Genomic DNA, 11,239 nt, shown 5'->3' on the forward strand with positions numbered 1-11,239 from the left:
GTTTCAACTGACATCTTGCACCCTTTTCAATAAGCCCGTTCAAGGGCGGGCTAGAAGCCCAACCCCTACTCCCGACAACAAAATTCACTCTTTGACAGAACGGGCCGGAAAGCCCGTTCTTGACAATGGTGAAACATCTGGGTTTCAACCGACTGAAAGACTCAGAACAACAAAATTTTCAAGAAATGAGAAGTACCTGGTACTTTTTCATAAAATAGTGTTACATTTAGTAATTTTGTTTTAAACATCGAAATTTATAAAGCAGAACTCGTATTTGTAGCGGTAGTTCATGAAATTGGTATCAGTCAATCGGAGGCAGCTTGATTTGACAGCGTAAAGGTTTTGCTCTAGAATGTGACTAATCGGTCACACAACTGATCGGTCATCTAGAAAACCTTTGTTGTTGCTGCTAATGCCAACCCAAACTTTTTTTAATTTACCTGAAGCGAAGCGTCAAACCATTGTGAAGTTGGCGATCGCCCAATTCGCTAGCCACGACTATGAAAATGCCTCCATTTCCAACATCGTGAAGCAGGCAAAGATTGCCAAAGGCAGCTTCTATCAATACTTTGAGGATAAGAAAGACCTCTATCTATACCTAGTCGATCTCGCCCATCAGCAGAAGATTGACTTTCTACAACACGCCAAGCCTCCGGGATTGGAGATGGGATTCTTTCCTTACTTGCGCTGGCTATTTCGAGAAAGCGCTCAGTTCGACTTGTCTCACCCAGCCTTGAGTCAAATTATCAATCGTGCTGTTTATGGCGATGTGCCCTTTCGGGATGAAGTGTTAAAGCGAACGCAATCCGTGTCTCTGATGTACGTTCACCGCCTGGTAAAGCAAGGAATCGATCGAGGAGATATCGATCCTGGTATCGATCCAGATTTTGCTGCCTTCGTCATCAGTGCGCTGGCAGACGGCTTGCGGGACTTTATTCCTCAACGACTGAGCTTGAACTCAGAGCAACTGACGGAAGCTGGATTACCTGAGTTGGACATGCAGGTCGTCGAACAAATTTTTGATGACTTGATTCGCGTCTTAGAACACGGAATGGGTCGTTCATCTAACACTAAGCGTTAATACTTTTTGATTGCTGAAATATTAAAGTAATCCTTCCAAACGACAAACAAGCCATACCAAACTAACAGACTCTTTAACAATTCGTTTTCCATTCATCCTCTGGTATCTACCTCATGACCTTCCAAGATAAACCTCCCATTCCATCATCTCAAGTCTCATCTGGGCCTGAAGTCACGATCGTGACTGTCGAGCAAAAACCTGCTGAACTCGCTTCAGACCCGATCGGAAGCCTCGATTGAACTTCTACAACTGAACTCCCTTCCCAGAAAAAGAAATCGGCGATCGCAAAATACTGGTGGCTGCTGCCAGTGCTGGGATTCGTCGTTGCGATCGGAGGAGTTACAGTCACTCGTTTTCGAGGCAATGAACCTGCCGCCGTCACTGAAACGGCGGCGTTATCGGTGCGAACCGCTGCCGCAAAACAAGAACCGATTCGCGCTTGGATTTCTAGTGAAGGAACTGTCACAGCCGTCAAATATCAGCACATGACGTTTAACACCGAAGGCGATGTCACGTACATTGCGAATCGGGATGGACGCAGACTCCGCGAAGGCGATCCCGTCACTCCGGGCGAACTGCTTGCCCGTGTGGACGATCGCAACTTAGTCGCAGATGTGCGTCAAGCCGAAGCTGCTGTTTCCGAAGCACAGCAACAGCAAGCGGCGGCGAACGCAGACATTGCAAGTTCAGGCACAAGTCGCGCAAGCCCGCACTCAGGTACAGGAAGCGCAAGCGCGACTCCGAAATGCACAATCCGGTCGCAAGCTCGCAGCAACGAATGTCGATCGCTACAGCTATTTGGTCAATGAAGGGGCTGCCCCTCAAATAGAGCTTGACCAACGCCGAAACACTTTGACTGAAGCTGAAACCCAGATTCAAACGGCGCGTGCAGGGATAGAATCGGCACAGCAACAGGTGTTATCGGCACAGGCACAGGTGAGCGCGGCACGAAAACAGGCGCAGGCAAAGCAATCTAGCATTAAGACCGCCCGAGCCCGCCTTTGGCAAACCAAAGTTGCCCTTGAAAAAGCCAGCATTGTGGCTCCTTTCGATGGCATTGTTGCCTACCTCAACATCTCAGAAGGAGAATATTTTACGCCGCAATCGGTCAGTTCTCAACTGGGAGGCGACTATCAGGGTATCTTAGAGCCGATTCCAATGGTGATCATCGATCCGAGCCGCTACGAAGTGCAGGTTGAGTTGTCGGAGTCAACCGGAGAAGGAGTGCGATCGGGGCAAGAGGCTCTCGTGGCTTCAAAATCCGCCCTGGCAACGGCTTCACCCCAAACTAGCGGTAGCGAAGCGCTAACGGCGAATGCCCGCGCCAAGGGTGAAGTCTTTGCAGTAAATCCGGCAATTAGTCCGGGCGGACGCGCGATCGAAGCCAAAATTCGGCTGAATCCGACGACCAATGCTGTACGGCACGGCGAACAGGTCTTAACGTGGATTGCGATCGCAGAAAATTCTGATGATGTCGTTGTTCCCCTGAATGCGGTCGTGCGGCGCGATCGGGTTCCCTACGTGTTTGTTGTCGCTCAAAAGGGGGTGGTCGAACAGCGACAGGTCGAGCTAGGCATTACCGGAATTGCTGAGCAAGAAATTAAAGAAGGGGTTGCAGCCGGAGATTTGGTAGTCACTGAGGGACAAAATCGCCTCGTTAACGGCGCGTCAGTTCAGGTCGTTGAAGGGAATCAAAAGTAGTCATGAGCGAACTCAAACCTTTATCAGAGGTCGATCTCGCTGACCCAAACGGTCATCAGCCTCAGAGCGATCCTCAACCTCCCACCTCCAAGAAGCCTTCCGGTGTGGCTCGATTTTTTATTCTCAACACGATTTTTGCCATTTTACTCAGTCTGCTGATGGTGGTCGGTGGCGGGTTAGGCTATTTCTCCATGACGAAGCAGTCCAACCCTGATATCGATATCGCGGTTGCCAGCGTGACGACGACCTGGGGCGGTGCCGATCCTCAAACGATCGAGCAACAGGTCACTAGCAAAATAGAAACCGAAATCACTTCGGTCGAAAACGTCAGCAAAATTCAGAGTGCTTCCTATACGGGCTACTCTGTCATCAGTGTCGAGTTCAACTCACAAGCCGATCCGGACAAGGCAGTCCAAGAGTTGCGCCAAGCCGTTTCTCAAGCAGAATCGAAGCTCCCCGCGAACGCTGAACAGCCCGTGGTCAGGCAGTCTTCGGTGAATGATGCCCCAATTCTGACGCTGGCGCTGTTCGGCAACATCGACCCGACGGTAATTTCTCAAGCTGCTAAAGGGATTCAAGACCGTTTAGAACGAGTGGCAGGAGTGAGCGAAGTGAATCTGGGCGGTGCTCGTGAAGAGGTAGTCAGTATTCAGATGGACCCGTTTCGCTTGGCGAATCTGGGCATTTCACCCGCCACGGTTGCGACTGAAATTCGCAATGCGAATCGAGATGTACCCTTAGCCGCGATCGAAAGTGATGCGATCGGGTCGCAAGTGCGCTTTTACGGTCGATTTCGGGAACTCAAAGATTTACGAGAACTCCCCATCACGCGGCTAGAAGGACGAGTGGTACGCCTCGAAGAACTTGCCACGGTCAACCGAGAACTAGAGCAAGAACAAACCCGCGCCTTCATCAGCACAGAGGGCAAAGACTATCAGCCTGTTGTTAGCGTCGGCATCAAAAAAGTGCCGGGACAGGATTCGATCGAGGTAATCGATCGCGTTCTCGCTGCAATGGAGCAAATTAAGAAAGATCCCAATGCTTGGGTGAGCGGATTAGAGTACAGCATTATCGCTAACGAAGCAGACATTATTTGGGAACAGTTGGGCAATTTGTTTACCAATGCGTTGCAGTCAATGGCAGCAGTGTTTGCCATTCTATTCGTCGCTCTGTCCTGGCGTGAAGCTTTGATTGCTGGACTTTCGATTCCCTTGACGTTTTTAGGAACACTGGCAGTCCTGTGGCTAACCGGACAAACGCTAAACAACATGGTACTCATCGGGATGGTGCTGGCATTGGGCATTCTAGTTGATGTGTTCATCCTGATGATGGAAGGGATGCACGAGTTCATCTTTGCTCGAGGTTTGAGCTTCGATCGAGCCGCTTTGAAGACCGTCAAAACCTATGCGCCTGCTGCTTTTTCTGGACAGCTAACTACAATTTTGGCATTGTTCCCTCTCTTAACCATTAGCGGTACGTTAGGCAAGTTTATTCAACTGCTGCCCTATACAGCAATTATTTGCTTGATATTGAGTTTTACGATCGCGATTCTAATTGATGTTCCCCTTTCTCGCTATCTGTTGGGCAATGTCAAAGGGGTTGAAAAGAAATCTCGCGTCGATCGCATGAGCGAAGTCGCTTCCGATCGCTGGGCGCGCTGGAGCATCAATCACACCGTTAAAAATAAAAAGGTTGCCTGGGCATGGGTGATTGGTACGATCGTCGTCTTCTTCTGCGTTATGTCAACGTTCAGCCGCATTCCCATTGAATTCTTTCCCCAAAGCGACCAACGCAACTTTAGCGTCAACGTCGAACTTCCGCCTACAACTACCCTGGACGTATCTCAACGGGTTGCCGATGACTTAGGGAAAACGCTGCGGGAAAAACAGAACATTGACAGCGTAATCAAGTATGTGGGGCAACGCAGTAATTTAGTCGCTTCTGGCGAACTACAGCCGGGTGAAGGTAGCTACTTGCTAGGGTTTTCAGGCATCCTCGTTCCTAGAGACAAACGCGACATGATTTCGTTTGAATATCTCGATACACTCCGTAATGAGCTACAAACCGCGAGCCGCCAAGATCCCGGTGCAACGCTGGTTCTTAATGCTCAACAATCGGGGCAAAGTGGCGACCCGATTCAGATCGAGATTACGGGTAGCGATCTAGATGAAATCCGGCAAGTCTCCCAAGAAGTGCAGATGGCACTCAGGCAAGTTGCGGGTACAACCGACGTGCGCGATAACTTAGGCGCTTTGGAACAGGATCTCAGGCTGATTCCCAAACGTGAGGCGCTTTCGTTCTACAACCTGAGTGAAGACGAACTGGCATCGCAGGCATAGTATTACACCCGATCAATGTGGGAGACTATGCGATCGGCGGCAATCAAGAAGACCTAGAAATCCGTCTCAGTACCGCTTGGGCATCTCGAAACGGCAGAGTAGGTGGTCCCACCCGCCGCGATGAACTGCTTGCAGTCCGATTCTTTACCAACAACTCGGATCGGAAAGTGATTCCAGCCGGGGCGGTTGTAGATACAGTTCAGGCAGAAGCACCGCTTTTAGTCACTCGACGCGGCGGACAACGGACAGCAACCGTGCTGGCGAAGAACGAAAATCGTACAGTCGGTGAGATTCTGGCAGATTTGGAGCCGAAGCTACAAGAAATGAAGCGATCGTGGTCACAGGGCTATAACTACAGCTTTGGGGGCGAAACCGCAGATCAAGCAGAAACCTTTGGTTCAGCCGGTCAAGCGTTAGGCATTGCTGTTTTCTTAGTCTTTGCGGTGCTGGTATTGCAACTCGGCTCATTTCGACAGCCGTTTATCATTCTACTGGCAATTCCATTTGCTCTCATTGGCACCGTTGGCGGCTTCTTTCTTGTGGGCATTCCGTTTTCGTTTACTGCCTTTATCGGCGTGATTGCGCTGGTTGGGATTGTAGTGAATGACGCGATCGTCATGGTCGATACGATGAATAGCTATCAGCAAGACGGGATGAAGGTCAAACAAGCAGCCGCACGAGGCGCTGCCGATCGTCTTCGTCCGGTTCTTACAACTAGCATCACTACCATCATTGGATTGATTCCGCTTGCGTTCAGCGATCCAACCTGGATGCCGTTATGTAGTGCCATTATCTTCGGCTTGCTTGCCGCCACGCTGATTGCGTTGGTGGTTATTCCTTGCCTGTATCTTCTGTTCACACCCAAAACTGAAAACTTAGATTCAGAGTTGACATAAAACCGTTTGTTCGTGTCCAAATTAAAAAAGATTCTGCCAAGCCGTCTTTGAGCCAAGATCCAGCATGGCAATCATTCATCTTAGCACCGCCCCAAGTGCTAGGGGTTGATGCCTTTGGTGACAACAGTATAACAATTCGACTTTGGATTCGCACAGCGCCACGGCAGCAATGGATTGTCGATCGCCAGTTTCGACTGCGCTTAAAAAAAGCCTTCGACCGCGAAGGTCTTTCAATGCCTTTCCCACAGCGGTTTGTATGGTTTGAAAATCCCTTGACTCAAATAAAACCGGGCACACGCTAATTCAGACTCAGTAAATCTGTAGAGAATGCAACAACGCTGCACTTGACAGATAGGTCTTTGGTTGATATGATATGACTATGCAGTCACATAAGCTGAATAGTCACCTTACTCAAGCACTTCTCATTCTAGTCGTACAAGGCAATTCTTTATCTGCCGCTAACGCGACTGCATAACGCATCAAAGACATTTCAGAAGGTAACAATCATGGCTAATATCAAACGCTTCATCAAAGCAATTAAAGACTATTACACATCCGGACAGACTGGAGACATCGCCTTTCTCAAATTTGAAGTTTTTGGGATGAGTGCTAATCCCGCTATTGTGGCTCAAATGCAAGACCTTGCAGGCTACTATCCCAGCATTGATCTCGATCAACTTCGCCAGCTTCCTGAAGGCACCTTGGGCTATGAGTATGCCCAACATATGTTGAAAAACGGGATTCAACCGTTAGAAATCAGCGACGATTTGCGCGAAGAAGCCGATCGCAGTCCATTTGCGTTGCGCTACACCGTCACCCATGACATCTTTCATGTGTTGCTAGGGTTTGATACCAGTTATGCAGGCGAAATGGGTGTAGCAGCATTTACGATCGCTCAAGACTACAGCAAGCTCCTAAACGCATTTGGGCCTGTGATGACGCATATATATCCACTGATCTTTCGCGCTCAAAGTCAGCAAATGCGCGCCAATATTCGCAGGGGCAAAGCCCTCGGCAAACAGGCAGAATGCTTGTTGAGCTATCGGTTTGAAGAAGACTGGGCGCGTCCGATCGCTGATATTCGCGCTGAGTTAGGGCTGATCTTGAAAGAGAGCGAATTGGCAGGCACACAAACTGGAAATGCAGCTAAAGGTCAAATTCAACAAACAATCGCCACTTAAATCTGAGCAATCTTTCCAATCTATAAACATTATAAAAGGTCATCATCATGGCAACCATCAACCGCTTCATCAAAGCATACAAAGACTACTTCACAAAAGGGGAAACCGGAGACGCAGCGCTGCTCGAATCTGAATTGTACGGATGGGGGACAAATCCCGATCTGCTGGTACGACTGCAAGATATCGCAGCTTACTATCCCAAGATTGATTTAGCACAACTTAGTCAACTCCCCGAAGGCACATTGGGCTATGAGTACGCCCAGCATATGCACAAAAACGGGATTCAACCGTTAGAAATCAGCGACGATTTGCGGGCAGAAGCCGAGCGTCATCCGTTCGCACTGCGATACACCGTCACCCACGATATCTTTCATATTTTGCTGGGGTTTGATACTAGCTATCCCGGTGAAGCAGGCGTGTTTGCCTTTACTGTCGGTCAGAACTACACCAAAGCCCTGAATCTGGTTTACCCCCTAATCAAGTTGATCTTTTTAATCATCAAGCCGATGCCAGCTCAGGCGATTTTTGCCAGTGCCCGCAGAGGTAAGGAACTGGGTGAGCAGGCAACTTGTTTGCTGACTTATCGGTTTGATGAAAATTGGACACGTGCGATCGCCCATATTCGTTCTGAATTAGGGCTGACTTTAAAAGACGATCAGCTTGAAAGACAACCGCGCCGAGAGATGGCTACAGGTCAAGCAACCATCGCCGCTTGAAACTAACTTAATCAATTACAATATATGCATAATTCAAGCCGATGTATCTTATGGTGCAAAGCCTTCGCCCAGTTCCTAACAAACCAGAAAGTGGTTTAATCCAAGTTGACTCAAACATTTGGACGATTGAGGCGAAGGGGTGTGTCTGCTACCGTCCCCCAATGCAGCCTCGCTATCCCTACACGCATCGTGCCGTCGTCATTCGCCTCAACGATAGTAGTCTTTTCGTTCTTTCTCCCATTCAACTCACTCCCGATATCCGTGCCGATATCGATAGGCTTGGGGCTGTAAAATACCTCGTCTCACCCAATCACATACATCATCTGTACCTCGGAGACTGGAGCCAAGCCTATCCCGATGCCAGACTCTATGCTTCACCCCGACTTGCTCCAAAGCGAAAAGACTTAACCTTCTACAAAACGTTGTCTACGGATATATCTGAACCTGAATGGGCGGGGCAGATTGACCAATGCCTTTTTGGATCGGGAAACGGATTGATTGATGAGCTTGTCTTTTTCCATCGTGCGTCACGCACCGTAATATTTACCGATTTGGTGATGGACTTCGACCCAGTAACCCTTTCGCTCCTCTCGCGTGTTACCACTCAGTGGAATCAAATGTATCAACACACCCCTCGTGGTGTGCAACTTGCACATATCTTTGATAGAGCATTTCTGCAGAATTCCCTCAAGACTTTACGAGATTGGGAACCTGAACGTGCGATCGTTGCTCACAGCCCCTGGTTATGTGTAGAAGGGAAGGAGCAGGTCGCAAACTTTTTGGACTCTGCCTTCGACTGGCTCACTCCCCAGCCTGCTATTGTTGAAGGCACGAGGGCTATGGCACGGCTTTCAACACTTTTATTAGTTATTCTGCCAATTCACGCACTAATTGTGTTTATTGCCGATATTGTCTATCCACGACTTATAAAACAGGATGGGAGTAAATAAACTCCCCTTGCAGGCATTCCTTTGCACAGCAACCTAACAAACCCACTGCACTGGAACGTATTTGACTATTTTAGGACTTACGCAAGAACTCTCTGAAACCCTCTTAACTTCGTGTCCTCTGCGTCCTTTGCGGTTCGTTTTTCCATAATTTTGCGTAAGTCCTGTATTTCTTGAGTTACAAAGGCGACATTGTCGAACTCACGGTTGAAGGCAAAATTACCGAAGCAGATTTTGATTTAGTCGTTGCTCGGTTTGGGCTTGCTTGCCCATGTAGACGACTTCACCCATACTGCGGTGGTTGCAGACGCTGAATGGGTACGCACTATTTCTGCGGCAGCGGACAACATTTTGTCTGCCAAGGTGAAAGCCTTTGAGCGATCGCACATTGAGGAAGCCCGTGCATGGCTATTGACTGAACCTGTGGAAATATCTTCATCCAGCAATAATCCAGGGCTGGAATACAAGAACAATGAAGATAACAACATTGTCGAGATTGTTGTCGAAGGCAAGATCGCCGCAGCAGATTTTAAGCATCTCATTGCCAAAGCTAATTCTGACTTTGCTAAACATGGCAAGCTGCGCGTCTTAGAAGAAATCCGTAGTTTTGAAGGAATAGACGCGATGGCGATCTAAAATGATTTTCAGCGGATTCGACGCATCAACGATGTCACCCATGCAGCGATCGTAGTTGACCCAAAATGGTTGCGAACCATCGCTGAGGCTGCAAGCGGCATTTATCCTTTCAAGATGAAGCTGTTTGAGCGATCTCAAATTGAAGCTGCTAGAACCGGGCTAGCCACGGCTCAGTAAGGAGACTCATCGTGACAGTCTACAAAAATCATGCCGATAGTAACATTGTTGACAGGACTTAGGGCTTGCTGAATAATTGATCGCTCCTGCTAGTGGTCTGCGATCAATTATTCAGCAAGCCCTACCTAATTTACAAATAATATCAATTCCGGTTGCACCGGAATGATATAGCTTTGGTTTTTGGCCACCAATGGAAACAAGTAATCCCTTTAATTAAAGAAGGTTGCTTGAGAAGAGCTTGACAGCGCTGAAATAGCACTTCCTCTAATTCATCAAGATTTTGAAATGAACGATTGGCAATTGGTTCATTTACCAACGGCCTCTTACGCTCTGCTGGTTGTAATTCGGGAGAATGGGAAGGCATAAATTCCAAGTGTAAACCCTCTGGGACTTGAACTTGTGGACTGGTATGCCAGCCAGCTTGGTCAATAGTTAAGATGATGTGTTTATCTTTGCCCAGTCCAAATTCTCTGGCAAAGTCTACTAAAACTAAGTTAAAAAGTTCGATGTTAACTTTTGGGAGAATCCAAAAATATGTTTCTCCAGTTGACGGGTGTACAAAACCATATAACCATAGCCATTGATAGCGCCAATTTACGTTGGCTATGGGCTGCTCCCCATACCCTACCCAAACTCGCCTAATTATCGGCTTGAGTCCGAGACGATGCTCATCCATTGCCCACACTTCTACTGCTGCCAATGGATGCTGCTGTTGAATTCGTTTAGCTCGCGATCGCAGTTTTTTTTCCAAGCTTCTTGGACCTCAAGGTCGGCAAGGTCATGTTCAGGTCTGGGTATCCGTAACCGAAACTCACGCCGAACGTAGATAGTCCCAACCCCTTTGTACGCGCTCCTGGACGATCGAGTAAATTACCGATCCACTCAGCCACTTTACGACTGTTCCATAATCCTCCATCAGCAGTTGGAGTTCGTAAAGTTTGCAATAGTTGCGCTTGTTCCACAACAGAGAGTAAAGGTGGAGTGCCCGGATGTTGATGACGTTTGTCTTTCAACCCATTTGCACCTAATTGATTGTAGCGACGGACTAAGCGATATATAGAGTTACGGCAGTAACCCGTGACATCCGCGACATCTTCTGTGACTCGTCCTGTCGCCAAAAGCCAAATTATTTGGTAGCGCGTCCGTTCAATTGGGTCTGACGCTTGACGATCAAGTTTAGACAACTCAGAAGAGGTTTGATGAGGCTCGCGCCTTGAGGCGTTTAGGCATGACTTGTCCTCGTTGCGCTCGGGAGCACTCTTTCAGTATATCATTCCGGTGCAACCGGAATTGATATAAAATATCCCCCAACAATTTAAAACTTGTTAACTCTTTAAATAATTGCCACATTTGCCATTAGACTTGTATTCCTTCCCCCTCACATCTTGAAATTATCTGCGCCAATCGTCGGTTGCACCTGCCTGTCATCTGCCGTTGGCTTATCAATCAAAGATTTATGCAAGAAGTCTATTATTTCTGAGATATTGCAGCAATGTCAATCAGGGAATTTTTCGTGGGGTCGGGCGGGTTTCTTTAACCTATTTGTAACCCGAAAGGCTATTGGC

The 11,239-nt window shown here is 48.2% G+C and carries 10 protein-coding genes and 2 pseudogenes; 11 read left to right on the plus strand and 1 reads right to left on the minus strand.

Annotation, left to right across the window (positions count from 1 at the left end; genetic code table 11):
• The first annotated feature begins 412 nt into the window (after positions 1 to 412).
• From IQ270_RS23610 to IQ270_RS31395, 11 genes and pseudogenes are all read left to right on the plus strand, one after another.
• On the plus strand, positions 413 to 1,081 hold the full coding sequence (locus IQ270_RS23610; protein WP_193975627.1) for a TetR/AcrR family transcriptional regulator: 669 nt from the start codon (positions 413 to 415) through the stop codon (positions 1,079 to 1,081).
• A gap of 113 nt (positions 1,082 to 1,194) precedes the next feature.
• Positions 1,195 to 1,320: a hypothetical protein gene (locus IQ270_RS32015; RefSeq protein WP_255532478.1), complete on the plus strand. Its 126-nt coding sequence runs from the start codon at positions 1,195 to 1,197 to the stop codon at positions 1,318 to 1,320.
• 69 nt (positions 1,321 to 1,389) lie between these two features.
• Positions 1,390 to 1,890, plus strand: coding sequence for a hypothetical protein (locus tag IQ270_RS31380; protein ID WP_228056632.1), 501 nt, complete (start codon positions 1,390 to 1,392; stop codon positions 1,888 to 1,890).
• A gap of 127 nt (positions 1,891 to 2,017) precedes the next feature.
• Positions 2,018 to 2,782 carry an efflux RND transporter periplasmic adaptor subunit gene (locus IQ270_RS31385; RefSeq protein ID WP_368670137.1) on the plus strand — a complete coding sequence of 255 codons (765 nt, stop codon included), beginning with the start codon at positions 2,018 to 2,020 and terminating at the stop codon, positions 2,780 to 2,782.
• A 2-nt stretch (positions 2,783 to 2,784) separates the two neighbouring features.
• Entirely contained in the window at positions 2,785 to 5,121 is a 2,337-nt protein-coding gene (locus tag IQ270_RS23620) for an efflux RND transporter permease subunit (RefSeq protein ID WP_228056633.1), read from the plus strand.
• A gap of 17 nt (positions 5,122 to 5,138) precedes the next feature.
• Positions 5,139 to 6,017 carry an efflux RND transporter permease subunit gene (locus IQ270_RS31390; RefSeq protein ID WP_339384294.1) on the plus strand — a complete coding sequence of 293 codons (879 nt, stop codon included), beginning with the start codon at positions 5,139 to 5,141 and terminating at the stop codon, positions 6,015 to 6,017.
• 47 nt (positions 6,018 to 6,064) lie between these two features.
• The gene (locus tag IQ270_RS23625; protein ID WP_193975628.1) at positions 6,065 to 6,319 is read left to right on the plus strand and encodes a mechanosensitive ion channel; all 255 of its coding nucleotides are present in this window, start codon (positions 6,065 to 6,067) and stop codon (positions 6,317 to 6,319) included.
• Between the two features lie 204 nt (positions 6,320 to 6,523).
• The gene (locus IQ270_RS23630) at positions 6,524 to 7,198 is read left to right on the plus strand and encodes a Coq4 family protein (protein WP_193975629.1); all 675 of its coding nucleotides are present in this window, start codon (positions 6,524 to 6,526) and stop codon (positions 7,196 to 7,198) included.
• A 47-nt stretch (positions 7,199 to 7,245) separates the two neighbouring features.
• The gene (locus tag IQ270_RS23635) at positions 7,246 to 7,914 is read left to right on the plus strand and encodes a Coq4 family protein (RefSeq protein WP_193975630.1); all 669 of its coding nucleotides are present in this window, start codon (positions 7,246 to 7,248) and stop codon (positions 7,912 to 7,914) included.
• A gap of 161 nt (positions 7,915 to 8,075) precedes the next feature.
• Positions 8,076 to 8,864 carry a DUF4336 domain-containing protein gene (locus IQ270_RS23640; RefSeq protein ID WP_193975631.1) on the plus strand — a complete coding sequence of 263 codons (789 nt, stop codon included), beginning with the start codon at positions 8,076 to 8,078 and terminating at the stop codon, positions 8,862 to 8,864.
• Positions 8,865 to 9,122: 258 nt separating this feature from the next.
• Positions 9,123 to 9,674 (plus strand): annotated as a pseudogene (locus IQ270_RS31395) (STAS/SEC14 domain-containing protein).
• A gap of 142 nt (positions 9,675 to 9,816) precedes the next feature.
• Here the strand turns inward: IQ270_RS31395 and IQ270_RS23650 are convergent.
• Positions 9,817 to 10,858 (minus strand): annotated as a pseudogene (locus tag IQ270_RS23650) (IS630 family transposase).
• Positions 10,859 to 11,239 lie beyond the last annotated feature (381 nt).

It is taken from the genome of Microcoleus sp. LEGE 07076 (assembly GCF_015207455.1).
GTDB lineage: Bacteria > Cyanobacteriota > Cyanobacteriia > Cyanobacteriales > Microcoleaceae > Microcoleus.